This is a genomic window from Pseudomonas sp. RIT-PI-S, assembly GCF_025642975.1.
In the GTDB taxonomy this organism is placed as follows: Bacteria; Pseudomonadota; Gammaproteobacteria; order Pseudomonadales; family Pseudomonadaceae; genus Aquipseudomonas.
The window spans coordinates 66,311-89,673 of record NZ_JANZKJ010000017.1 but is presented as its reverse complement, the minus strand read 5'-3'; the positions used below and the strand labels follow the sequence as shown (position 1 = coordinate 89,673).

The following is a 23,363-nucleotide window of genomic DNA, read 5'->3' as shown; positions in this document are numbered from 1 at the left end:
GGTTTTTTTATGCTTGCCATAAGGCTGCTACGGGTTCGCCTCCCACCCCCCACCCAGCGCCACGATCAGGTTCACGCTAGCCAGCAACCGGCTTTGCAAGAGCGTTAGCGCGCTGCGTTCGTTATTCAACGCGGTCGCTTGCACCGTGACCACGTCCAAGTAGCCGATAAGCCCTGCCCGGTATTGGTTGGTGGTCAGGCGCAAGGAATCGCGCGCCGCGGCCAGCGCCTCATCGCGTAACACCGCCTCGTTTTCATAGACCTTCAACTGGCTGAGGTAGTCCTCGACCTCGCGCATGCCGTCGAGCACGGTCTGCCGGTACTGGGCGACAGTCTGGTCATAGGCCGCCTGGGTACGCTGCACTTCGGCCGAACGCTGCCCGCCGTCGAACAGGGTCAGCGCCAGCTCCGGCCCCACCGACCAGTAGCGGTTGGGCAGGCTGATCCAGTTCGACGAGCTGCTGGAGCTATAACCGCCGCTCAGGCTGAGCGACAGGTCGGGGTAATAAGCCGCGGTGGCCACGCCGATCTCGGCATTGGCGGCAATCACGTTACGCTCCGCCGAGGCGATATCTGGCCGGCGCTCCAGCCATTGCGACGGCACACTCAGGGGAATCTCCGGCAATGCCGGCACCTGTTCGCGCTCGGCCAGGCCGAAGGTGGCCGGAGGCTGGCCCATCAGCACCGCGATGGCGTTTTCCAACTGTGCCCGCTGCCATTGCAGGTCCACCAGTTCGGCCTGCGTGCTTTTGAGCTGGGTGCGCGCCAGGGCGATGGCGTCGCTGCCTGCCACGCCCGCGCGGTACTGGTTCTGGGTCAGTTCCAAGGACCGTTGATAGGTTTCGACGGTGGCCTGCAACAGCCGCTTCTGCTCATCCAGCACGCGAATCTGCAGGTAGTCCTGCACCAGTTGCGATTGCAGGCTCAGGCGCATCGCCGCCAGCTCGGCAAAGCTTGCCCCGGCACTGGCGGTATCGGCTTCCAGACCGCGACGCAGCTTGCCCCACAGATCCGCTTCCCAGCTCACGCCCAATTGCGCGTTGTAGGTATCGCGGATGCCGCTGCTGGCCGTGCTCAGGCTAGAACCGCTGCTGCCGCTGCCCTGGGCGGCGCGGGTTTTGCCTACGCTCAGGCCGAGGCTTGGATAGAAGGCACCGCGGGCGCTGCGCACCAGCGCTTGGGCCTGGCGATACTGGGCGTCATATTGGGCGACGGTCTGGTTGTTGCGGTTGAGCGCGGCCACCAGCTCATTGAGGGCCGGGTCCTGGTACACCTCCCACCAGGCGCCCCGGGCCCGCTCATCGGCCGGTGCCGCCTGCCGCCAACCCTCGGCCTGCTTGAACTGCGCCGGCGTAGCCACAGCCGGGCGCTGATAATCCGGGCCCACGGCGCAGCCGGCGAGCCATCCGGCGCAGCAGGCCAGGGCCAGCAGGCGCGGATAAACAGCCCAGGGGCGGAAGGCGGTTGGCACGGTCATAGCGGGGTTTCCAAGGCAGCGTCGGTGCGGATCCCACGCCAGCGGTTATAGCGATGGCGCAAGCGGTCGAGGGCAAGATAAACCACAGGCGTGGTGTAGAGGGTCAGGACCTGGCTGAGCAGCAAACCGCCGATGATCGCCAGCCCCAGGGGCCGCCGCATCTCCGCGCCGTCGCCGCTGCCCAGCAACAATGGCAGCGCACCGAGCACAGCGGCCAGGGTGGTCATCAGGATCGGCCGCAAGCGCAGCAGGCACGCGCGGCGGATTGACTCCAGCGGCGCCAGGCCTTCGTCACGCTCCAGTTGCAGCGCCAGGTCGATCATCAGGATCGCGTTCTTTTTCACCACCCCGATCAGCAGGAACAACCCCAGGAGGGAAATGAGGCTGAACTCGCCGCCGGTGAGGTAGATGGCCAGCAGCGCCCCGACCCCAGCCGAGGGCAGGGTCGAAAGGATTGTCAGCGGGTGGATATAGCTCTCATAGAGAATGCCGAGGATCAGGTACACCGCCACTAACGCCCCGAGGATCATCCATGGCTGGCTCTTTTGCGAATCCATGAAGGCATTGGCGTTGCCACCGGCCTTGACGATGAGTTCGTCGGGTATGCCCAGCCCGGCCAGCCCCCGCTCGATCGCTGCGGTGGCGCGATCCAGAGGCACCCCGGGAGCAAGGTCGAAGGAAATCGCCTCCGAGGCGAACTGCCCGTCGTGGCTGACGCTGTCATCGGCCAGGCTGTTCTCGTAACGGGCCACGGCTGCAAGCGGCACCCGCTTGCCCGCGCTGGTGATGACCTGCACCTGGTCCAGGGTGACCGGATCCTGGGCATAGCGGGGGTCGATCTCCATCACCACCTGGTACTGGTTCAGGCTGTCGTAGATGGTGGAGATCTGCCGCTGGCTATAGGCATTGTTGAGCACCGTCATCACGGTGTTCATGTCCACACCCAGGCGCTTGGCCTGGTCGCGGTCCACCACCAGGGTCACCTGCGCGGTGCCGGCGCCATCGCGGGCATCGATGGACGTCAGCTCCGGCAGCGAGCGGAACAGCGCAACCACCTTCGGGAACCACTGCCGCAACGTGGCCAGGTCGCCGCTTTGAATGATGTATTGGTACTGGGAGCTGGAGTTGTCCCGGGCGCCACCGAATTGCAGGTCTTGGTCGGCCATCAGCATCAAGCGCCCGCCGGGGATCTTCGGCACCGTGCGGCGCAGGCGCTCGATCACTTGCTGCGCAGACACCCCGCGCTCCGCCAGGGGCTTGAGCCGCACCAGAATGGTCGCGTTATTGGTGCCGTTGTTACCGCCAAGGGTCGCGGCCACGCTGAGCACCGCGGGGTCGGCCAGGATAGCGTCGCGGAACTGGTGCATCTTGGGCTGCATCACGGTGAAGGAGAGGCCGTCGTCGCCCCGGATGAAGCCCATGAGCTGGCCGGTATCCTGCTGCGGCATGAAGGTTTTGGGCACCACCACATACAGCGCGACGTTCAGCGCGATGGTCGCCAGCAGCGACAGCAAGGTCAGCACGGGGTGGCGCAGCACCCAGCCCAACGTGCGATCGTAACCGGCCATCAGCCGCTGGTTGGCGGCGTTGCTCCAGCGCTGCCAACGCCGCTCGGGCCCCGGCGGCCGCGGTTTCAGCCAGCGCGCGCAGAGCATGGGGGTCAGCGTGAGCGACACCACCAGCGATACCACCACCGCGGCGGCAAGGGTGATGGAAAACTCGCGGAACAGGTTCTCGATGATCCCGCCCATGAACAGGATGGACAGGAACACCGCCACCAGGGAGGTGTTCATCGCCAGCAGGGTAAAGCCCACCTCACGGGCGCCCTGGTAAGCGGCGCGCAGCGGCGGGATGCCGTCGTCGATGTGCCGGGAAATGTTTTCCAGCACCACGATGGCGTCGTCCACCACCAGCCCGGTGGCCAGGATCAGCGCCATCAGCGAGAGGTTATTGAGGGAAAACCCGTACAGGTACATCACCGCGAAGGTGCCGATCAGCGACACCGGCACCGCCAGCGTGGGGATCAGCGCGGCGCGGCCGTTGGCGAGGAAGCCGAACACCACCAGCACCACCAGCACCACCGCGATCAGCAGGGTGCGCTCGGCCTCGTGCAAGGTGGCCTTGATCACCGTGGTGCGGTCCATGCCCACGTCCAGTTCCACGTTCGCCGGCAGTAACGAGCGCAGCGCCGGCAGGTGCGCCTTGATCGCTTCCACGGTTTCCAAGATGTTCGCTCCGGCCTGGCGGTTGATCACCAGCAGCACCGCATCCTGGCGGTTGTAGAAGCCGCTGTTGTAGCGGTCCTCGACCCCATCGCTGACCTTGGCCACGTCACCCAGGCGCAGGATCGCGCCGTTTTGCTGGCGGATCACCAAGGGCCGGTAATCGCGAGCCTGCTCGAGCTGGTCGTTGGCCTGCACCTGCCACGCCCGCTGGGCGTCTTCGACGAAGCCTTTGGGCTGGCGCACGTTGGCGTTGTCGATGGCCGAGCGCACCTCGTCCAGGGCGATGCCGTACTGGTTGAGCCGGGCCGGCTCCAGCTCGATGCGCACCGCGGGCAGCGAGCTGCCGCCGATCTGCACTTCCCCCACCCCGCTCACCTGGGCCAGGGTCGGCGAGAGGACGGTGGACGCCAGGTCATACAAGCGGCCTTTGTCCAACGCCGGAGAGGTCAGCGCCAGCACCATCACGGGCGCCTGGGAGGGGTTGATCTTCTTGTAGGTGGGCATGCTCTTCATGCCGCTGGGCAACAGGTTGCGCGAGGCATTGATCGCTGCCTGCACGTCCCGGGCCGCGCCGTTGATGTCGCGCCCTTGCTCGAATTGCAGGATGACCCGGGTCGAGCCCTGGCTGGAGCGGCTGTTCATGCTGGTCACCCCGGAGATGGCGCCGAACGCCCGCTCCAACGGGGTGGCCACCGACGAAGCCATTACTTCCGGGCTGGCCCCGGCCAGGTTGGCGCTGACCACGATCACTGGAAAGTCCATCTGTGGCAACGGCGCCACGGCCAGCTGGCCGAAGCTCACGCCGCCGAGCAGGATGATCGCCAGGCTCAGCAACAGGGTGGCGACCGGGCGCCGGATGAACGGGCCGGAGAGGTTCACGCCTGGGCCTGCGGCGCGGGTCGCCGGCCGAAGCGGCGGCTGGTGCGGTCAAACCATAGGTAAATGACCGGGGTGGTGAACAGCGTGAGCAACTGGCTGACCAGCAGCCCACCGACCATCACCAGCCCCAGCGGTTGCCGCAGCTCAGCGCCAGAGCCACTGGCGAACATCAATGGCAAGGCACCGAACAGCGCCGCCAGGGTGGTCATCAAGATCGGCCGGAAGCGCAGCAAGGCGGCCTCGTAGATCGCCGCCTGGGGTTCCAGGCCGCGGCTGCGCTCCGCTTCCAGGGCGAAGTCGATCATCATGATCGCGTTCTTTTTAACGATCCCGATCAGCAGAATGATGCCGATGATAGCGATCATGCCCAGGTCCTTGCCGCTGATCAGCAGCGCCAGCAGCGCGCCGACCGCCGCCGATGGCAGGGTCGAGAGGATGGTGATCGGGTGGATATAGCTCTCGTACAGCACTCCCAGCACGATGTACATGGTCACCACCGCCGCCAGCACCAGCAGCAGCGTGCTCGACAGCGAAGCGCGGAACGCGGCGGCGGCGCCCTGGAATTCGGTTTGCACACTAAGGGGCATGCCGATGTGCTGCTGGGCCTGCTCGATCACCTGCACCGCCTCGCCGAGCGAAATTCCATCGGCGAGGTTGAACGACAGCGTGACCGCCGGGAACTGCCCCAGGTGAGAAATGGCCAGCTGCGCCTGGCGCTGCTCGATCCGCGCCAGGCTCGACAGGCGCACCTGAGCGCCGCTGGTAGTGGTCGTGTTGGTGGTGGCGCTTGCGTTGGCGGAAGAGCCGGTGCCGCTGGCCATTTCCGTTTCTGTGCTGGTATCGCTGCTGCTCGACGAGGCTTTCACGTAGAGCTGTTCCAGCGCCTCGGGGCCTATGCGGCCGCCGTCCGCCGACTGCAGCACCACCCGATACTGGTTGGCCTGGGTGTAGATGGTGGAGATCTGCCGCTGGCCGAAGGCGTCGTAGAGGGCATTGGTGATGTCCGACACCTTCACGCCCAGGCGCATCGCCGCATCGCGGTCGATGTCCAGGTACACCTGTAGGCCCTTGTCCTGGAGGTCGCTGGCCACGTCCTTGAGTTCCGGGCGCTGGCGCAGCTCGTCCACCAGCGTGCCGGTCCATCGCGCGAGCAGGTCCGCATCCGGGGAGGCCAGGCTGAACTGGTACTGCGTGCGGCTGACCCGATCCTCGATGGTCAGGTCTTGCACCGGCTGCATGAACAAGCGCACGCCCACCAGGCGGTCCACCTTCGGTTGCAAGCGGGCGATGACCTCGGCAGCGCTGAGGTCTCGCTCGCCGTGGGGCTTGAGGTTGATCAGCAATCGCCCGCTGTTGAGGGTGGCGTTGTCGCCGTCCACGCCAATGTAGGAAGAAAGGCTCTGCACGGCCGGGTCCTGCAGGATGATGTCCGCCAGGGCCTGCTGGCGCTCGCTCATGGCCTGGAACGAGACCGCCTGCGGCGCCTCGGAAACCGCCTGGATAAAGCCGGTGTCCTGTACCGGAAAGAAGCCCTTGGGCACCATCAGGTACAGCGCTACGGTCAGGCCCAGCGTGGCGACTGCCACCAGCAGGGTCAGCGGCTGATGCCGCAGCACCCAACCCAGGCCTTTGGCATAACGGGCGACGAGCCAATCCAGCCAGGCGCCGCTGGCGCGGTAGAAGCGAGACTGCTGCCCTTCCGGCGGCTCCCGCTTGAGCATGCGCGCGCACATCATCGGCGTGAGGGTAAGCGACACCACCAGGGAGATGAGGATGGCCACCGCCAGGGTGATGGCGAATTCTCGGAACAACCGGCCTACCACATCGCCCATGAACAACAAGGGAATCAGCACGGCGATCAGCGAGAAGGTCAGCGACACCAAGGTGAAACCGATCTGCCGAGCGCCCTTGATCGCCGCCTGCATCGGCGTTTCACCCTCTTCGATATGGCGGGCGATGTTTTCCAGCATCACGATGGCGTCGTCCACCACAAAGCCGGTGGCGATGGTCAAGGCCATCAGGGTGAGGTTGTTGACCGAGAACCCGGCCAGGTACATCACGCCAAAGGTGCCGATCAGCGACAGCGGCACGGTCACCGACGGAATCAGCGTGGCACTGAGCCGACGCAGGAACAGGAAGGTCACCATCACCACCAGGGCAATCGCGAACAGCAACTCCTTCTGCACATCCCACACCGAGGCGCGGATGGTCTGGGTGCGGTCGCTGAGCACCGTCACGTCCAGGCCCGCCGGCATGCTGGCGGTGAGGGTGGGCAGCACGGCCTTGACCCGGTCGACCACGTCTATCACGTTGGCGCCGGGCTGGCGCTGAATGTTGAGCAGTACCGCCTGGTTGCGGTTGGCCCATGCGGCAAGGCGTTCGTTTTCCGCGCCATCGGCGATCTCGGCTACGTCGCGCAGGCGCAGCGGCGCGCCGTTCTTGTAGCTGAGAATCAGGTTGGCGTATTCCTCCGGGGAGCGCAGCTGGTCGTTGGCGTCGAGCATGGCCACCCGCGTGGGGCCGTCGAAGTTGCCCTTGGGCTGGTTCACGTTGGAGGCACCGATCAGGCTGCGCACGTCGGCCAGGTTCAACCCGGCCGCGGCCAGTGCCTGCGGGTTGACCTTGATCCGCACTGCGTGCCGTTGCCCACCGGCGATGCTGACCATGCCCACGCCGCCGATCTGGGCGATCTTCTGCGCCATGCGGGTATCGACCAGGTCGTTGACCTTGGGCAACGGCAAGGTCTTGGAGCTGATGGCGATGGTCAGCACCGGCGTATCCGCCGGGTTGACCTTGTTGTACACCGGCGGCGCCGGCAAATCGCTGGGCAACAGGTTATTGGCCGCGTTGATGGCGGCCTGCACTTCTTGTTCGGCGACGTCCATGTTCAGCGCCAGGCTGAAGCGCAGGGTAATGACCGACGCGCCACCGGAACTGGTCGAGGCCATTTGTTCAAGCCCGGGCATCTGGCCGAACTGGCGCTCCAGCGGGGCGGTGACGGCGCTGGTCATCACCTGCGGGCTGGCACCTGGGTAGAGGGTCATCACCCGGATGGTGGGATAGTCCACCTGGGGCAGTGCCGATACCGGCATCAGCCGCCAGCCGATCAGGCCGGCCAGCACGATCGCCAGCATGCTCAGCGTGGTAGCGACCGGGCGCAGGATAAACAGCCGCGAGAGGTTCATGCGCCGGCCTTGCCCTGGCCCGAAGCTTGGCTGGGCGCCGTGGTTTCGCTCGGCTTGGCGCCTTGCAGGTGCTCGCCGGGGCCTGCGGGCAGCGCACGGTTGTCGTTGACCACTTCCACCTCGCCCCCGTCGCGCAGGCGGTCGGTGCCTTCGAGCACGATGCGGTCACCCTTGGCCAGGCCGCTTTCGATGACGGTCGAGCTGCCATCGCTGGCGCCGACCTTCACTTGCCGCACGCGCACCTTGTTGTCCCCCTCCAGCAGGTAAACGAAGGTGCCGTCGGTGCCGAACTGGATGGCCGCGCTCGGCGCCAGCACCACCTGGCGCAGGGTATCGACCAACAGCCGAACGTTGACGAACTGGTTGGGGAACAGGTGCTCGTCCTTGTTCTCGAAGCGCGCCTTGAACTTGAGCGTGCCAGTGGCGGTGTCGATCTGGTTGTCCGGGCTGGCCAGCACGCCGCTTGCCACCTGCTCGCGGTCGGCGCGATCCCAGGCTTCCACGCTGAGCTTGTCACCCTTGCGGTAGCGCTGCAGCACGGGGTCGATCTGGGTTTCCGGCAGGGTGAAGGCAATGCTGATCGGCTGCATCTGGGTGACGACCGCGACCGCGGTGCTGTCATTGGCGGCCAACAGGTTGCCGGCATCGAGCTGGCGCAGGCCAACGCGGCCAGCGATGGGTGCGCGGATGTCGGTGAACTGCAGGTTCAGGCGGGCATCCTCGACCGCGGCGGCGTTGGTTTTCACCGTGGCCTGGTACTGCGCCACCAGCGCTTCCTGGGTGTCGAGGGTTTGCCGGGCGATGCTGTCCTGGGCGAAGAGGTCGCGGTAACGCTTGAGGTCCACCTGGGCATTCTTCAACTGCGCCTGGTTCTCGCCCAGGGTGCCCTCGGCCTGCTGCAACGCGATGCGGTAGCTACGCGGATCGATCTGCGCCAGCAGATCGCCGGCCTTCACCGCCTGGCCTTCCTGGAAGTTGACCTTGACCAGCTCGCCTGCCACGCGGGTGCGAACGTTGACCGTATTGAGCGCGGTCACCGTGCCCAAGGCTTTGAGATAAACAGGGAAGTCCCCCAGGGTGACGGCACCGACCCTTACTGGGGTGGCCCCGGCGGCATCGCCCCAACCTGGGCGCATAGGGTTGCCGCCGGGGCGGCGGGCATGGCCCTGGGCCTTGGCGGACGGATCCTGGGGGGCGGCCACCTGACGATGGTTCCAGTACCAGACAGCCGCACTCACGGCCAGCAGCAACAACAAGGCGGCCAGCGCGGCGCGAACCAGGCGGGAACGGGAATGACGGGGACGATCGACCATGGCGCGGCTCAGCTTTCCTTCAGGACGCTGAACGATAAGCACTCGGGCGCTTTTCGCAAAGCGCATTTACCGGTCATTTACGCTATTAGTAACAATGCGTTACCAATAACACCTACGAGATGACCGTTCGTGGGCTGGCGCCTGCTCCTACGGGGCGTGGCGCAAGAATGGCCGCTGCCCCGCAGGATCGGAAAGGCGTTACTTCAGTACGGCCAGGGCCGCGTCGTAGTTCGGCTCCTGGCCGATTTCCGGTACCAGCTCGCTGTACAGCACCTTGTCTTGCTCGTCGAGCACCACCACTGCGCGAGCGGTCAGCCCCTTGAGCGGGCCTTCGGCGATGGCCACGCCGTAGGCTTCGATGAACTCGCGACCACGCTGGGTCGACAGGTTCACAACGTTTTCCAGGCCCTCGGCGCCGCAGAAACGCTTCTGGGCGAACGGCAGGTCGGCCGAGATGCACAGCACTGCGGTGTTCGACAACTCGTTGGCCTGGGCGTTGAACTTGCGCACCGAGGTGGCGCAGGTGGGGGTGTCCACGCTTGGGAAGATGTTCAGCACCTTGCGCTTGCCGGCGAAGTCGGCGAGGGTTTTATCGCTCAGGTCACCGGCCACCAGCGAGAACGCTGGCGCTTGGCTGCCGGCCTGGGGAAGTTGGCCGTCGACACGGATAGGGTTGCCCTTGAGGGTCACTTGAGCCATGAACGCTTTCCTTTTGGTGGAGTGTTGTCGGAACCGGCGAGTTAACCATGATTAGCCCGGGGCGGCCATGGTTCAGAACCTTCCGGGCCAGGCTGGATTCGGCAAGCAGCAGCCCGAGTTCGCAAGCCTCGGCCGCTCACCCGAGGTCCAATAGCCCATCCGCCCGAACCCCGACACCATCAACGAGGTCTATCAAGCCATCGCCACAAGCGATTGGACGCCCCCGCCTGTAGGCTTTAACGTGGCCTGTCGGGCCGTTGGCCTGGCAATGCCCAGAGGTCGTTTTTGATCGCGCGGGCGTACCTTGTGGTTCAGTTTTTTCATGCGAGGCAATGATGGCACCGCGGTACCTGACCGACAGCTTTGCCAGAAGGGTCGACTACCTGCGGATGTCGGTCACTGATCGCTGCGACTTCCGTTGCGTGTATTGCATGGCCGAGGACATGCAGTTCCTGCCACGCCAACGCATCCTTACGCTCGAAGAACTCCATGAGATGGCCCGCGCTTTCGTCGCGCTGGGCACGCGCAAGATTCGCCTGACCGGCGGCGAACCCCTGGTGCGCGCCGGCATCGTCGAGCTGTGCGCCAAGATCGCCGCCCTTCCCGGCCTCGAAGAGCTGTGCATGACCAGCAACGGCTCCCAGCTCGCGCGCCTGGCCGGCCCGCTACGGGATGCCGGCGTGCACCGCCTCAACATCAGCCTGGACAGCCTCGACCCCGAGCGGTTTCGCCAGCTGACCCGCACGGGTGACTTGGCCCAGGTAATCGCCGGCATCGACGCGGCGAACGCCGCGGGCTTCACGCACACCAAGCTCAACTGCGTGGTGATGAAGGGCCGCAACGACGATGAGATCAACGACCTCGTAGGCTTTGCCATCGACCGCGGCCTGGACCTGAGCTTTATCGAAGAAATGCCACTCGGCGTGATCACCGAGCACAGCCGTGCGGAGGCATTTTATTCCAGCGACCACGTGCGCGAACGCATCGCCCAGCGCTATACCCTGGTGCCGGCCACCGATACTACCCATGGCCCTTCGCGCTATTGGCGCCTGGCCGAAGCGCCAGGCACCCGGATCGGCTTCATTTCCCCGCATAGCCATAACTTCTGCGCCACTTGCAACCGCGTGCGGCTGACCGTCGAGGGCCGCCTGTTGCTGTGCCTGGGCAACGAACACGCGGTGGACCTCAAAGCCATATTGCGCGCCAACCCGGGCCAACCGGAGCGGCTGCAACGGGCGATCATCGAAGCCATGGCGCTCAAGCCTCTGCGGCATGACTTCAAGCTGGACGACAGCGTGCAGGTGGTGCGCTTCATGAACATGACCGGCGGCTGAAGCGCTGCCGGCCCTGCCAGGCGCTGGCGCACGCCTGCGAACCAGGCATCGCTTGCAAGGCGCCAATGCATTAAAATGCTGGCCCTTTCCCAGCCCGCCCGGCCACCCAGGAACCCCACCGATGGAACATCGTGAAGCGCTGATCGCGCTGCGCAGCTTTCTCTCTACCCAGATCCTTGGCCAGGACAAACTTATCGACCGCCTGCTGATCGTGCTGCTCGCCGACGGCCATATGCTGGTCGAGGGCGCGCCGGGGCTGGCCAAGACCAAAGCCATCAAGGAACTGGCCGAAGGCGTTGAAGCGCAATTCCACCGCATTCAGTTCACCCCGGACCTGCTCCCCGCCGACATCACCGGCACGGAGATCTACCGCCCGGAAACCGGCAGCTTCGTGTTCCAGCAGGGGCCCATCTTCCACAACCTGGTGTTGGCCGACGAGATTAACCGCGCGCCGGCCAAGGTGCAGTCCGCGCTGCTCGAAGCCATGGCCGAGCGCCAGGTCAGCGTGGGCCGCAGCACCTATGAGCTGTCGCCGCTGTTCCTGGTGATGGCCACGCAGAACCCGATCGAACAGGAAGGCACCTATCCGCTGCCCGAGGCGCAGCTCGACCGCTTTTTGATGCACGTGAAAATCGGCTTTCCCGACGCCTCGGTGGAGCGGCGGATCCTCCAGCAGGCCCGCGGCGAGGCCCTCAACGGCGAAACCAAGCCCGAGCGGCGGGTCAGCCAGCAGGCTATTTTCGCCGCCCGCAAGGAGATCCTCGGCCTGTACATGGCCGATGCCGTGGAGGAGTACCTGGTGCAGCTGGTGATGGCTACCCGCACCCCAGCCAAATACGACAGCGAGCTGGCCGAGTGGCTGACCTACGGCGCCAGCCCGCGCGGTTCGATTTCCCTCGACCGCTGCGCCCGCGCCCATGCCTGGCTGGCCGGGCGGGACTTCGTGAGCCCCGAAGACCTGCAAGCGGTGATCTTCGATGTGCTGCGCCACCGCATCATCCTGTCCTTCGAGGCCGAAGCGGCGGGCGTGGACCAAGACCGGGTGATCCAGCGCATCCTCGATGTGGTCGCGGTGGCCTGAGCCTCTCTATGAACAGCCAGCCATGAACAACCCGCCGCGCCCCGCGCCCAGCATCACCGTTACCCTCGCCGAATTGATCGAGATGCGGCATCGGGTGCGCGAAGTGCAGCTGTTTTCCCGGCCGGGCCAGCGCAGCCCGCTGATCGGCCTGCATCACTCCAAGCTGCGCGGGCGTGGCGTGGACTTCGACCAGGTGCGGGTGTACCAGGCCGGCGACGACGTGCGCAACATCGACTGGCGCGTCACCGCGCGCACCCAGGAGCCGCACACCAAGCTGTTCCACGAGGAGCGTGAGCGGCCGATCTTCATCCTGGTGGAGCAAAGCCGACAGCTGTTCTTCGGCTCGGCGGTGGCGTTCAAGTCCACCTTGGCCGCGCAGGTGGCCGCACTGTTCGGCTGGGCCACGCTGGAGCACAACGACCGCATCGGCGGGCTGGTGTATGGCGACCAGGAGCACTACGAGATCAAGCCCCGGCGCAGCAAGCAGAGCCTGTTGCAACTGCTCAACCGGCTGGCGCGAGTCAATGCCGCCCTCAGCACGGACGCCCTCCCCGCGGCGGACCCGCTCGGCAGTGCCCTGCGGCGTGCCCGCGAGGTGCTGCGCCCCGGCAGCCTGGGCATCGTCATCTGTGACGAGCGCGCGCTGAGCGACGCCACCGAGCAGCAACTGAGCCTGCTCGCCCGCCATTGCGACCTGCTGTTGCTGCCGATCAGCGACCCCCTGGACCACGCCCTGCCCGCCGCCGGCCTGTTGCGCTTCGGCCTGGGTGCGGCGCAGCTGGAGGTCGACACCAGCGACGCCGAGTTGCGCCGCGGCTACCAGGCCCTGGCCGAGGCACGTCGGGCGCGCTGGGAGCGCCTGGGGCAAAAGCTGGGAGTGCTGGTGTTGCCGCTCAGCACCCGCGCCGATGCGGTGGACCAGCTGCGTGAGTACACCAGTTCGCGGCCCAAACCGGGTGCCCGGCCAGACGTCAGGCCGGGCGCCAAGCCGGCGTCGCCACCGAGCACGGGCGCTGCTCAATGAACCCCTTGCCTGGCTTGCTGCCGCTGATCGAGCCGGCCCCTGTCAGCGCCTGGCCGCCAGCCCCTGGCTGGTGGGGCCTGGCGTTACTGCTGCTGATCGCCGTTGCCGCCGCGCTGTGGGCCTGGCGACGGCGGCCAGCGCCGACAGCGCCGCCAGCCGTAGCGGTAGTGCCCGAAAGCAGCGAGCCCGCGGTAGACCCCGCCCGGCTGGAGGCCCTCGCCGAGCTGGCGTTACTGCCGCGCCCTTACGATGGCGCACCCGCCGGCGCCTGGTTGCAACAGCTCAACGCGCTGCTCAAACGCCTGTGCCGCAACCATTACCCCGGGGCCAACAGCCATACCCTCAACGGCCGCAAGTGGTTGGCGTTTCTGGACAACCGCTGCCCGGCAGCGGGCCTGACCCGGTGGATGATCCTGGTGGAAGGCGTTTACCGCCCCGAGTGCAAGCTGGACGACAAAGCCATCAACGGGCTCTATCAGGCCGTGGACACCTGGATTCGCAAACATGTTTGAGTTCGCCTGGCCGCTGATCTTCCTGCTGCTACCGTTGCCGTGGGTCGCCCGTCGCCTGCTGCCGCCGGCCAACAGCGGCGAGCAGGTGCTGCAGGTGGGGTTTCTCGAAGAACTGGCCACCCTCAGCCACCGCCGCACCAGTGGCGGCCTGCCCGGCTGGCGCCAGCAACTGCCCTACGCCGGGGTGTGGCTGCTGCTGCTGGTCGCCTGTGCCAGGCCGCAATGGCTGGGGCCGCCCCTGCCGCTGCCGGCCAGCGGCCGCGATCTGCTGGTGGCGGTCGACGTGTCCGGCTCGATGGATTACCCCGACATGCAATGGCAAGGCGAAAACGTCAGCCGCCTGGCGCTGGTCAAGCACCTGCTCGGGGATTTCCTGGAGAACCGCCAGGGTGACCGGGTGGGGCTGATTCTCTTCGGCAGCCGCGCTTACGTGCAGGCGCCACTGACCTTCGACCGCCACACCGTGCGCGCTTGGCTGGACGACGCCCAGGTGGGCATCGCCGGGCAAACCACCGCCATCGGCGACGCCATCGGCCTGGCGGTGAAGCGCCTGCGCCTGCGCCCGGCCGAAAGCCGGGTGCTGATCCTGGTCACCGACGGCGCCAACAACGGCGGGCAGATCCAGCCACTGACCGCGGCGCGCCTGGCCGCCGCCGAGCAGGTGCGCATCCATACCATCGGCATCGGCGCCGACCCGCAAGCGGCCGGAGCCGCGCCGAACGCGGCACTAGGCCTCAACGCTGGCAGCGACCTGGACGAAACCGCCTTGCAAGCCATTGCCAGCGCCACGGCCGGGGAGTACTTCCGTGCCCGCGACGGCCAAGACCTGCAAGGCATCGGTGAGGCGCTGGACCGCCTGGAGCCGGTGAACCAGCAACCGACCCGGGTTCGCCCAGTGGAGGAGCTCTACCACTGGCCGCTGGCGGCGGCGGTGATCTGGGTAGCGATCCTGGCCGGGCAACGCCTGTTGCCACCGGGCCGCCGCTTCGGCTGGGCGCGCCCAGCCCCGGCGCTGCGCGGGCACCTGGCCCGGCTGAGGCGGCGGCGATGAGCGCGTTCTGGCCGCATTGGGCACGCCTTGGCTGGTTCTTCGCCTGGCCGCTGCTCGCCTGGCTGTGCTGGGCGTTATGGCTGCGTCGCCGCCGCAGTGGGCGCTGGCAGGCATTGCTGCCGAGCGCCTTCCACGCGACGCTGCTGCGCGGCAGCCAAGCCCGCGCCGAACGCTGGCCGCGGGTGCTGCTCGGGCTCGCCGCGCTGCTAGCCGGGCTGGCGCTGGTCGGCCCCGGCTGGCAGCGCGAGCAACAGATCGCCCAGCGTCCGGACGACCCGTTGGTGATCATCCTGGCCCTCACCCCGGACATGCTCGCCAAGGACGCATCACCCGACCGCCTCGGCCAGGCGCGGCGCAAGATCCTCGACCTGCTGCAGCACCGCGCCGATGCGCAGACCGCCATCGTGGTCTACGCCGGCAGCGCGCATACCCTGGTCCCGCTATCGGATGACGAGGCCACGAGCCGCAACCTGCTCGAAGCCCTTAAACCCTCACTGATGCCCGAGCCTGGGCAGCGCGCGGACCTTGCCGTGCATCAAGCGCTGGACCTGCTCGCTCAGGCCGGCCAAGGGCCGGGCAGGTTGCTGCTGATCGCCCCGGGCCTCAGCGACCTCGAGCGCGAAGGCATCGACCATTGGCTGGGCCGGCACTCCCCGCCGTTGCTGGTGCTGGGCGTGGGCAGCGCCGAAGGCGGGCCGGTCACCCTGGAAAACGGCGAGCTGCTCAAAGGGCCAGACGGCGCCATCGCAGTGTTGCGCCTGGATGCGACCGCCCTGGCCGCGACCGCCGCCCGGGCCCATGGCCGCTACGAAAGCGCCCGCCTGGACAACCACGACCTGCGCGCGCTGGGCCTGCTGGACACCGCCCACACGCCCATGGCAGGCGACGAGACCCCACCGCGCCCGCTCGACCGCTGGGCCGACCAAGGCTATTGGCTGCTGTTGCCACTGCTGGCGTTGGCCGCCCTCGCTGGCCGTCGGGGTTGGCTGCTGTGCCTGCCGTTGCTGCTCGGCATGGCCATGGCGCCACGCCCGGTGTATGCCTACGGCCTGGCCGACCTCTGGTGGCGGCCAGACCAACAAGGTGCGCATCTGCTCACCGAGGGTAAGCCGGCGCAAGCCGCCCAGCGCTTCATCGATTACCGCTGGCAGGGCATCGCCTTCTACCGGGCCGGCCGATATGCCGAAGCCGCCCAATGCTTTGCCGAAGGCGACAGCGCCGCCGACCACTACAACCGCGGCAACGCACTGGCGCAGAACGGCCAGCTCGAAGCCGCGCTGCAGGCGTATGAGCAGGCGCTGGAGCGCGAACCCGGGCTGCGCGCCGCCAGCGACAACCGGGCGTTGGTGCAAAAGCTGCTCGATGCTGGCAAAGCCGAGCCCAATCCCGCCAACCCGGCTGAGGGGTCCGCCAACGCGGCACCCGCATCGGCCCAGGGTGGCAGTGCCGGCGAAGGCGCTGGCGGTGAGCAAGGCACGGCTGCGGCCGCCGCTGCGCCGCCGTCGGCCACCCCACCTGCGGTTTCCGCCGCCACGGCCAGCGGCAATGCCGGCGCGAACGCTGAAGGTGCCCCCGGCGCAGCCAGCCCCGCCAAGGTCGCCAGCGCCAGCGAGGCGCCGGACGACGAAGCCCGGGAGTCATTGGAGCAATGGCTGCGACAGATCCCCGACGATCCGTCAGAATTGCTGCGGCGTAAATTCTGGTATGAACAGCAACAACGGCAGGAACAACATCCATGAGTCGGCTCTGTGCCCTTTTACTCTGCGGCTTGATCGCCCTGTTGCCGGTTTCGGCGACCGCGGCGGTGCTGCTGGCCAGCGTCGACCGCACGCGCCTGGCAGTGGGCGAAACCTTCGAGCTGACGTTGCAGACCAACGACGTGACCCTGTTCGGCAAGCCGGACACCTCACCGCTGCAAGCGCAATTCGAGGTTGGCGATACCCGCCAGGTGAACGAACTGGCCAGCCTGGCCGACGATCACGGGCCGAGCACGCGCTGGATCATCACCCTGGTGCCCCGGGAAAGCGGCACCCTCACCTTGCCCAGCCTGAGCCTGGGCGAACTGCACAGCCAGCCCATCGTGCTGCAGGTGCTCGACGCCGATGCGCCAGTGGCGGCTACCCAGGCACCGGTGTTCATCGAGGCCACCCTGGATCAGAACCAGGTATACGTGCAGGCGCAGCTGATCCTGACCCTGCGCGTCTACCATTCGGTGGCGCTGTATGACGACAGCAGCTTCGCCCCCCCGGACGTAGCCGATGCGCGGGTGGCGCCGCTAGGTAACCGGCGCACTTACGAGAAGGTGATCAACGGCTTGCGCCATGGCGTGATCGAAACCCGTTACGCGCTCTACCCGCAGCGCAGCGGTGACCTCACCATCCCGGCACTGCTGTTCACCGCGACCACGGTCAATGCCGACGACACCGGCAAGCCACGCCCAGGGCCGCAAGTGCGGGTGAGTTCGGCACGCATGACGGTGCGGGTGCTCGGCCGGCCAGCGCTGTACCCGGCCGACGCTACCTGGCTGCCGGCGCGTAGCCTGACCCTCAGCGAAAGCTGGAACCCGCCCCCGGAAGACGCGCGCGAGGGTGATTCGCTTACCCGCACCCTCACCCTCAAGGCCGAGGGGTTGTCCAGCGCGCAGCTGCCACCCCTGCCCCAGGCCGAACTCAGCGGCGTGCGCCGCTACCCCGACCAGGCGCAGTTGAACGACCAGAGCACCGAGCGTGGCCTGGTCGGCAGCCGCCAGGAGCGTGAGGCGTTGGTCCCGATGCGCGCCGGCAGCACCGAACTGCCGGCGGTGGAAGTGGTGTGGTGGAACACCCGCGAAGACCATCTGGAGCGCACTAGCCTGCCGGCGCGCACGTTGCAAGCCGCTGAACGGCCGGCGGCACCCGTGGACAACGGGCCCGCCGCAGTGGCGCCCCGGCCCCGCCCGTTGTGGCCATGGCAACTATCGACCGTGCTGCTGCTGTGCACTACCCTGCTGGGCTTCGGGCTGTGGTGGCGGGCGCGGTCGCAGCCAGCGGTGGCGCGGCTCGCCGCCACCGGGCCGAGCCCACGCAGCCTGCTCGACGACCTTAAGCGCGCCTGCCAGAACAACGACCCGCAAGCTTCCCGCCAGGCCCTGGACGCCTGGGCCCGGCAGCAGTCGGAGACCCTCGCGCAATTGGCGGCACGCTACCCGGCGCTGTCCGATGCCCTCGACGGCCTGAACGGCGCGCTCTATAGCGAAGCGGGCCGTTACTGGCAAGGCAGTGGACTGTGGAGCGTAGTCAGCGGCATCCCGACCATCGCCCGACCGGCTCCAGGGGCGGAAGAAAACCTGCCGCCGCTTTACCCTAAATAGTTTCGAGACCCGCCATGCGCTTGCTGCACACCTCTGACTGGCACTTGGGCCAAAGCCTGCACGGCCAGGACCGCGACCACGAACACCAGGCCTTCCTCGCCTGGCTGCTGGCGCGCATCACCACGCTGTTGCCCGATGCCCTGCTGATCGCCGGCGACATCTTCGACACCGTGAACCCGCCGCTCAAAGCGCAGGAACGGCTCTACGACTTTATCGTCAATGCCCATGAAGCCTTGCCGTCACTGACCATCGTGATGATCGCCGGCAACCATGACTCCGGCTCGCGCATCGAACTGCCCGCGCCGCTCATGCGCCGGCTGCGCACCCACGCCTTGGGCCGGGTGTTATGGCTCGACGACGGCCAGCTCGACTGCGACCGCTTGCTGATCCCGCTCACCGACGGCCACGGCGCCACCGTCGCCTGGTGCCTGGCGCTGCCGTTCCTGCGCCCTGCCGAGGTCACCGGCCCACACCTGGGCGAGGACTACCTCGGCGGCATCGCGCAGGTGCACCAGCGGTTGATCGCGGCGGCCAACGCACGCCGTCAGCCGGGCCAACCGCTGATTGCCATCAGCCACGCGCACATGGCCGGCGGCGCGGTATCGCTGGACTCCGAACGCAGCCTGGTGATCGGCACCGCCGAGGCGCTGCCCGCCAGCCTGTTCGATGACAGCGTCGGCTACGTGGCGCTGGGGCACTTGCATAAGCCGCAGCAGGTCAACGGCGAGCAACGCCTGCGCTATAGCGGCTCGCCTATCCCGCTGTCGTTTTCCGAAGTGGACTACCCCCACCAGGTGCTGCAAGTGGACTTCATCGGCGAACAGCTGCAGCAGGTGCAGGCTCACCGCGTACCGCGCGCGGTAGACCTGCTGCGCGTAGGCCCGGCCCGGCTGGACGACGTGCTGGCTCGCCTGGCCGCGCTCCCTGCGCCAGACCTGCTCGCTGGCGTGGTGCAGCACCCCTGGCTGGAAGTGCGGGTGATTCTCGACGAGCCGCAGCCTGAGCTGCGCACCCAGGTTGAAGCGGCCTTGGCCGGCAAGGCCGCGCGGTTGGTGCGTATTGCCGTGGAATACCACGGCAGCGGGCTGCGCCAGGATGCCGTGGCCTTGGAACAGCTCGAGCAACTGAGCCCCGAACAGGTGTTCAGCCGCGCCTGGGAAGAGCAATACGGCAACGCTGTGGACGATGCCACCCTGAACGACTTTCTGCTGCTGTTGCAGGAAGAGCAGCTGGAGCCACAGCCATGAAAATCCTCGCCATCCGCCTGAAGAACCTGGCCTCGCTGGCCGGCCCGGTGGCCCTGGACTTTACCGCCGAGCCCCTGGCCAGCGCCGGGCTCTTTGCGATCACCGGCCCCACCGGCGCGGGCAAGAGCACCCTGCTCGATGCCCTGTGCCTGGCGCTGTTCGGCGCGGTGCCACGGTTGGGCGATACCGGCCGCGACGCCAAGGTGCCCGATGCCGAGGGTGAAATCGCCACCGGCGACCCGCGCAACCTGTTGCGCCGCGGCGCGGGCGCGGGCTTTGCCGAGGTGGATTTCATCGGCGTGGACGAGGTGCGCTACCGCGCCCGCTGGGAGGCCAACCGCGCCCGCGACAAGGCCGGCGGCAAGCTGCAACCCAGCCGGCAAACGCTGCTGGACCTGGACAGCGATCGCCTGCTGGCGACACAAAAAGGAGAGTACCGGCCACTGCTCGAAGCTCGCCTGGGGCTGAACTTCGAGCAATTCACCCGCGCTGTGCTGCTGGCCCAGAGTGAGTTCAGCGCGTTCCTCAAGGCCGACGACAACGAACGCAGCGAATTACTGGAAAAGCTCACCGATACCGCGCTGTATAGCCGCCTCGGCCGCCGCGCCTACGACAAGGCGCGCAGCGCACGCCAGCAGCTGGAAGCGTTACAGGCCCAGGAAGGCGCCAGCGCCGCGCTCGATGCCGATGCCCGCATCGCCCTGGACAGCCGCCTGGACCAGGCCCGCCAAGGCTTGCTGGCAGCCCAGCAGCAGCGGCGCGAAGTTGAAACCCAGCACCAGCACCTGCTCGACGAGCAGCGCCTGAACGCCGAACAGCAAACGGCCGCCCACGCCCTCGGCCAGGCCGAAGCGCAGTGGCGGCAACTCGAAGGCCAACGGCAAGACCTCATCCACCTCGACGCGCTGGCCCCGCAGCGTGCGCTGCTGGAGCGCCAGGCGCGCTTGCGCGGGCAACTGCACACCCTCGGGCCGGCCCGGGATGAAGCCGCCGACCAGGTGCAGGCCACCGAGCGTGCCGTCGAGCATGCCCAGGGGCAGGTGCAAGCCGCCGAAGCGGGCCTGCTGACCGTCACAGGCGCGCAGGCAGCCGCCGCGCCCGCCTTGCGCGAAGCCTTCGACCAACAGGCCACGCTGCAGCACCTGGAACACGACCTGGCGCCGCTGCAAACGCAACTGGCCCAGGCGCAACGGCAACATGAAGCCGGCCAACAGGCGCTCGCTGACCTGGCGCAGGCCCAGCGCCAGGGCGGCGAGCTGCTCCAGGCTGTCGAAGCGCGGCTGGAAGACAGCGCTCCGCTGGCGCGCCTGAGCAATGCCTGGCAGGCCTACCAACCACGCTTGCAACAGCTGGCGCCGCTGGCCGCCCGCCAAGCCCAGCTGGCAACGGCGCTGCCCGGCCTGCGCCAAGCGGCCGACGCCGCCAACGAGCAGCAAGCCGCGGCTCAGGCCGTGCTCGATGATGTGCAAGGGCGGCTTGGCGCGTCGGCGGACCTAGGCGAGCGCCTGCGCTTGCTCAGCGAGCTGATTGCCGACAACCGCCGCGCGCTGGAACAATTCGACGCCCTGGACGGCGGCTGGCGCCGCTGCGCCGAGGCCCAGGAGCGGCTCGCCGAACTCAGCACGCAGCAGCAAAAGCTTGCCGAGCAGCGCCAGGCGCGCACCGCCGAGGGTAAAGCGGCGAGCGCTGACCACCAGGCCGCCAGCCAGGCGCTGGAGGTCACGGTGAACCTGCTGGAGCGCCAGCACCTGGCGCGCTTGCGTGCCGGCTTGCATCCGGGCGCGCCCTGCCCGGTGTGCGGCAGCGCGGAACATCCGGGCGGCCATGATGCCGCGCTGGCCACCCTCGAGGCCCAGGACCTGGACGACATCCAGGCCGCGCAGGGGCGCGTGCAGGCCCTGGCGGACCGCCTCGCCGAGCTGCGCGCGGACGTTCGCGCGCTTATGGACCAACAAAAAACGCTGCACGAGCAACAGCAACGGCTGGATGCTCAGCACAGCGCCGCGCTGGACGCCCTGCAGGCATTGCCGCGGCAGGACGAATTGCTGGCGCAACCGATCGCCCGGCGACAGGGCTGGCTGAACGACGCCGTGGCGCGCTTGCGCCAGCAGATCGCTGCGGACGACGAACAGCTCAAGGCCCTGCTCGCCGCGCAAACCCAGGCCGGCCAGAGCCAGCAGCGACTGCGCGAGACGCAGCAGGTGGCAGACGCCGCGAACCGCGCGCTGGCCCAGCAGCAGGAACAGTTGCAACGCGAGCAGCAGCGGTTCGATGAAGCGCTCGACGCCTTCGCCGAACTGCTGCCCGAGCACACGCTGGCAGCGCTGCGGGCCGAACCGGCGCGGGCAGTCGCCGCGCTGGAACATACCCTCGCCGAACGCTTGCGCCTGCTGGAGCAGCAACAGGCGCAGCAACTTGCGCAGACTCAACGGCAACAACAGGTGCAGGTGACCGAGGCTGAGCAGCAGGGCCTGGCGCGCCAGCTGGAAAGCCTGCGCGGCGCCGTGCAGGGCCTGCAACAGCGGCGCCTCGATGCCCAGGCTACGCTGGCCGAGCGGCTTGGCTCGCAGCCTAGCGCCGCAGCGTGGCAAGCCAGCCTGGAGCAGGCCGTGGAGCAAGCCCGCGGGGCCCAGGCCGCGGCGGCCCAAACCCTGCAACAGGCGGGCAATGAACTGCTCGCGGCCCGCGGCCGCTGGCAAGCGCTAGTCGACCAGCACACCGCCAGCGAGGCAGAGCTGGCCGAGCTGGACACTCGCCTGCAGCAGTGGCGCCAGGCCCATCCAACCCTCGGTGACGCTGACCTGCAACGTCTGCTAGCAATCGCCGAAGACGCCGTAGAGCAGCTGCGAAGCCGCCTGCGCGAAGCTGAAAGCGCGCTGGAACAAGGCCGGGTGTTGTTGCACGAACGTCAGCAGCGGCTGCAAGCGCACCGGGCCGACGCCACCGCGCCAACCCAGACCGCCGAGGCGCTGGCGGAGGCTCTCATCGCAGCCCAGGGCCGTTGCGAAGCGCAGGAGCAGGCGTGCGCTGAACTGCGCGCCGCCCAGCTCGAAGACGACCGCCGCAGGCAAGCCCGCGAGGCGCTGGCCGCCCAGGTCGAACAAGCCCAGGCCGAGCACCGACGCTGGGGGCGCCTGTCGGCGTTGATCGGTTCGGCCGAGGGCGACCGCCTGCGCAAGATCGCCCAGGCCTACAACCTCGACTTGCTGATCCGCCACGCCAATGCCCAATTGTTGCAGCTGGTGCGCCGCTACCGACTCAAGCGTGGCGGCAGCGCCTTGGGGCTGCTGGTGGTGGATACCGAAATGGGTGACGAAGTGCGCTCGGTGCATTCCCTCAGCGGCGGCGAAACCTTTTTGGTATCTCTGGCGCTGGCGCTGGGCTTGGCCTCCATGGCCTCGAGCAGCCTGCGCATCGAATCGCTGTTCATCGACGAAGGCTTCGGCAGCCTGGACCCCGAATCCTTGCAACTGGCCATGGACGCCCTGGACAACCTGCAAGCGCAGGGCCGCAAGGTCGCGGTGATCTCCCACGTGCAAGAGATGCATGAGCGCATACCGGTGCAGATCCAAGTGCGGCGGCAGGGCAATGGCTTGAGCGAGGTCACGGTGGTGCCCTAACCCAACGACCCGACCGTTCCTGGGCGCTGCCCGGCCTCACAGGTGCGGGGCGAGCGGGCTGCGGCGCCCGAGGTCATTGGGAAAGCAGGCCAGCCTGCGAACTCACTGGCGACGCTGCGTCAATCAATGCGTGGCGATCTTATGATCCAGCGCGGCATAAAAGTTGGCGCTTTTTTGCAGGTATTGCGGGGTATAGCCCTGGGCCGAACGGCCGGAATGGTCGGGTTGGCCATTGGCACTGGTGGGCAGCGCAACGGACGCGGAAATGGCGGATGCGGCGATAACTGAGAACAGGTTGAAGTGCATGATGGCGTTCCTCCGGGAAGTCAGTGACGGTGAGGAAAACTTAACTCCCGGAGGCGCACGCT

General features: G+C 67.5%; 15 protein-coding genes. 9 read left to right on the top strand and 6 right to left on the bottom strand.

The window, feature by feature from the left end; translation table 11 throughout:
• Positions 1–27: 27 nt before the first annotated feature.
• The 5 genes from OGL93_RS19805 to tpx all read right to left on the bottom strand — a co-directional run bounded on the left by OGL93_RS19805 (position 28) and on the right by tpx (position 9,777).
• On the bottom strand, positions 28–1,476 hold the full coding sequence (locus OGL93_RS19805) for an efflux transporter outer membrane subunit (RefSeq protein WP_263264617.1): 1,449 nt from the start codon (positions 1,474–1,476) through the stop codon (positions 28–30).
• Positions 1,473–4,580, bottom strand: coding sequence for an efflux RND transporter permease subunit (locus OGL93_RS19800; RefSeq protein WP_263264615.1), 3,108 nt, complete (start codon positions 4,578–4,580; stop codon positions 1,473–1,475). Before OGL93_RS19800 ends, OGL93_RS19805 begins: the two co-directional genes overlap by 4 nt.
• A complete protein-coding gene (locus tag OGL93_RS19795; protein WP_263264614.1) occupies positions 4,577–7,765 on the bottom strand; it encodes an efflux RND transporter permease subunit in 3,189 nt (1,062 codons plus the stop codon). The genes OGL93_RS19800 and OGL93_RS19795 overlap by 4 nt, the downstream gene beginning before the upstream one ends.
• The gene (locus OGL93_RS19790) at positions 7,762–9,078 is read right to left on the bottom strand and encodes an MdtA/MuxA family multidrug efflux RND transporter periplasmic adaptor subunit (RefSeq protein WP_263264613.1); all 1,317 of its coding nucleotides are present in this window, start codon (positions 9,076–9,078) and stop codon (positions 7,762–7,764) included. Before OGL93_RS19790 ends, OGL93_RS19795 begins: the two co-directional genes overlap by 4 nt.
• Positions 9,079–9,276: 198 nt before the next feature.
• Positions 9,277–9,777: a thiol peroxidase gene (tpx, locus tag OGL93_RS19785; protein ID WP_263264611.1), complete on the bottom strand. Its 501-nt coding sequence runs from the start codon at positions 9,775–9,777 to the stop codon at positions 9,277–9,279.
• A gap of 335 nt (positions 9,778–10,112) precedes the next feature.
• Between tpx and moaA the strand changes: the two genes are divergently transcribed.
• The 9 genes from moaA (at position 10,113) to OGL93_RS19740 (ending at position 22,995) form a co-directional block, all read left to right on the top strand.
• Positions 10,113–11,111 carry a GTP 3',8-cyclase MoaA gene (gene moaA, locus OGL93_RS19780; RefSeq protein ID WP_263264643.1) on the top strand — a complete coding sequence of 333 codons (999 nt, stop codon included), beginning with the start codon at positions 10,113–10,115 and terminating at the stop codon, positions 11,109–11,111.
• Between the two features lie 121 nt (positions 11,112–11,232).
• The gene (locus OGL93_RS19775; RefSeq protein ID WP_263264610.1) at positions 11,233–12,192 is read left to right on the top strand and encodes a MoxR family ATPase; all 960 of its coding nucleotides are present in this window, start codon (positions 11,233–11,235) and stop codon (positions 12,190–12,192) included.
• 22 nt (positions 12,193–12,214) lie between these two features.
• The gene (locus tag OGL93_RS19770; protein WP_263264609.1) at positions 12,215–13,216 is read left to right on the top strand and encodes a DUF58 domain-containing protein; all 1,002 of its coding nucleotides are present in this window, start codon (positions 12,215–12,217) and stop codon (positions 13,214–13,216) included.
• The gene (locus tag OGL93_RS19765) at positions 13,213–13,728 is read left to right on the top strand and encodes a DUF4381 domain-containing protein (protein WP_263264608.1); all 516 of its coding nucleotides are present in this window, start codon (positions 13,213–13,215) and stop codon (positions 13,726–13,728) included. The genes OGL93_RS19770 and OGL93_RS19765 overlap by 4 nt, the downstream gene beginning before the upstream one ends.
• Entirely contained in the window at positions 13,721–14,779 is a 1,059-nt protein-coding gene (locus OGL93_RS19760) for a VWA domain-containing protein (protein WP_263264606.1), read from the top strand. Before OGL93_RS19765 ends, OGL93_RS19760 begins: the two co-directional genes overlap by 8 nt.
• The gene (locus OGL93_RS19755; protein WP_263264603.1) at positions 14,776–16,518 is read left to right on the top strand and encodes a VWA domain-containing protein; all 1,743 of its coding nucleotides are present in this window, start codon (positions 14,776–14,778) and stop codon (positions 16,516–16,518) included. The genes OGL93_RS19760 and OGL93_RS19755 overlap by 4 nt, the downstream gene beginning before the upstream one ends.
• Positions 16,515–18,128, top strand: coding sequence for a BatD family protein (locus OGL93_RS19750; protein ID WP_263264602.1), 1,614 nt, complete (start codon positions 16,515–16,517; stop codon positions 18,126–18,128). Before OGL93_RS19755 ends, OGL93_RS19750 begins: the two co-directional genes overlap by 4 nt.
• Before the next feature lie 14 nt (positions 18,129–18,142).
• A complete protein-coding gene (locus OGL93_RS19745; RefSeq protein ID WP_263264601.1) occupies positions 18,143–19,375 on the top strand; it encodes an exonuclease SbcCD subunit D C-terminal domain-containing protein in 1,233 nt (410 codons plus the stop codon).
• The gene (locus OGL93_RS19740; protein WP_263264600.1) at positions 19,372–22,995 is read left to right on the top strand and encodes an AAA family ATPase; all 3,624 of its coding nucleotides are present in this window, start codon (positions 19,372–19,374) and stop codon (positions 22,993–22,995) included. Before OGL93_RS19745 ends, OGL93_RS19740 begins: the two co-directional genes overlap by 4 nt.
• A gap of 123 nt (positions 22,996–23,118) precedes the next feature.
• Here OGL93_RS19740 and OGL93_RS19735 read toward each other — a convergent pair whose 3' ends face one another.
• On the bottom strand, positions 23,119–23,301 hold the full coding sequence (locus OGL93_RS19735) for a hypothetical protein (RefSeq protein WP_263264599.1): 183 nt from the start codon (positions 23,299–23,301) through the stop codon (positions 23,119–23,121).
• Positions 23,302–23,363 lie beyond the last annotated feature (62 nt).

Coding starts and splice junctions, on each gene's coding strand:
- OGL93_RS19805 (WP_263264617.1), bottom strand. CDS start 1,476: ATGACCGTGCCAACCGCCTTCCGCCCCTGGGCTGTTTATCCGCGCCTG.
- OGL93_RS19795 (WP_263264614.1), bottom strand. CDS start 7,765: ATGAACCTCTCGCGGCTGTTTATCCTGCGCCCGGTCGCTACCACGCTG.
- OGL93_RS19790 (WP_263264613.1), bottom strand. CDS start 9,078: ATGGTCGATCGTCCCCGTCATTCCCGTTCCCGCCTGGTTCGCGCCGCG.
- tpx (WP_263264611.1), bottom strand. CDS start 9,777: ATGGCTCAAGTGACCCTCAAGGGCAACCCTATCCGTGTCGACGGCCAA.
- moaA (WP_263264643.1), top strand. CDS start 10,113: ATGGCACCGCGGTACCTGACCGACAGCTTTGCCAGAAGGGTCGACTAC.
- OGL93_RS19775 (WP_263264610.1), top strand. CDS start 11,233: ATGGAACATCGTGAAGCGCTGATCGCGCTGCGCAGCTTTCTCTCTACC.
- OGL93_RS19770 (WP_263264609.1), top strand. CDS start 12,215: ATGAACAACCCGCCGCGCCCCGCGCCCAGCATCACCGTTACCCTCGCC.
- OGL93_RS19765 (WP_263264608.1), top strand. CDS start 13,213: ATGAACCCCTTGCCTGGCTTGCTGCCGCTGATCGAGCCGGCCCCTGTC.
- OGL93_RS19760 (WP_263264606.1), top strand. CDS start 13,721: ATGTTTGAGTTCGCCTGGCCGCTGATCTTCCTGCTGCTACCGTTGCCG.
- OGL93_RS19755 (WP_263264603.1), top strand. CDS start 14,776: ATGAGCGCGTTCTGGCCGCATTGGGCACGCCTTGGCTGGTTCTTCGCC.
- OGL93_RS19750 (WP_263264602.1), top strand. CDS start 16,515: ATGAGTCGGCTCTGTGCCCTTTTACTCTGCGGCTTGATCGCCCTGTTG.
- OGL93_RS19745 (WP_263264601.1), top strand. CDS start 18,143: ATGCGCTTGCTGCACACCTCTGACTGGCACTTGGGCCAAAGCCTGCAC.
- OGL93_RS19740 (WP_263264600.1), top strand. CDS start 19,372: ATGAAAATCCTCGCCATCCGCCTGAAGAACCTGGCCTCGCTGGCCGGC.
- OGL93_RS19735 (WP_263264599.1), bottom strand. CDS start 23,301: ATGCACTTCAACCTGTTCTCAGTTATCGCCGCATCCGCCATTTCCGCG.